The organism is Treponema sp. UBA753 (assembly GCF_002297325.1).
GTDB lineage: Bacteria > Spirochaetota > Spirochaetia > Treponematales > Treponemataceae > Treponema_D.
The window spans coordinates 10,611-11,599 of the sequence record NZ_DBKJ01000130.1 but is presented as its reverse complement, the minus strand read 5'-3'; the positions used below and the strand labels follow the sequence as shown (position 1 = coordinate 11,599).

Sequence of the window (989 nt, the reverse complement as noted above, 5' to 3'; positions counted from 1 at the left end):
GATAATGGAATATTAAAATCTACTTCCATTGGAATTTTAGATATAATTTCGATTTTGCCATTGTTATTTCTTGCTAAATAATGGAGATTTCCTTTATCTAAAACCATTTGTTGTCCATTTTTTAGGCTCGATAATATTTGTTGTGTTTTATATCCAAAAGTATCAGAAATTTCATCAGATAAATTCTCAAAAAGGGAATCGAAATCTTCTGTATTATCTTCAGCTTCGTTTTCCTGGGCTTCTGCGTCGCTTCCTTCAAGAACTGGCTCTTCAAAGTCTAAGTCAATGTCAAGCGGATCAGCTTCTTCAATTTCTGCCTGTTCCTCTTTTTCGCCTTCAAAAGATGCTCCGTCCATAAAAGCGTCAAGGTCAATGTCTCCATCTCCAAAGTCTGGTGAGCTTCCTGAATCTCCTCCCATGAACGCGCTTAAATCAACTTCGTCATCCTGTGCTGGAGCGTCTGAACTGCTGTCTAAAAATGAATCTAAGTCTATTTCACCGTCTGGGATTTCTGCGGATGGCTCGGGAGCTTTTTCAGCTTCTTCTGCTTTTGGCTCTGTTGGAATTTCTTCTGTTTCAGATGTCTTTTGTTCTTCTGGAAGGTCTATGTCAAAATTGTCAAAGCTGTTTAACTTGGAAATTTCATCTGCAATGGCAGTTTCTTCGTTTGTTGGAAGTTCCGTATCTTCTACAGCTGGAGTTTCTTCTGGCTCTATGTCCACGGATTTTTCTAAGTCTTCTCCAATGCTCTGTTCAAGGGGAATTTCTGAAATTTCTATGTTGTCTAGTGAAAAATCATCTGGCAGTTCTACTGGATTCTGCGCTTGTGTTTTGTCATTTTTTTCAGCTGGCGCAGGGCTTTTTATCCATACACCGTATTCATCGAGTTCACTTTTGTTTTCTGGTGTTTCGCTCATGTAGAATCCCCTTTTAAGAAATTTGCATTAAAAAAATCTTATTAAATTATCGGCTTTATTATTATAAATCAT

At 37.7% G+C, this 989-nt stretch carries 1 protein-coding gene; it reads right to left on the bottom strand.

From position 1 onward, the window contains the following. Positions 1–917, bottom strand: a 917-nt coding sequence (locus B4C08_RS10375) for a hypothetical protein (protein ID WP_296665133.1), incomplete at its 3' end; no start/stop codon positions are given. Positions 918–989 lie beyond the last annotated feature (72 nt).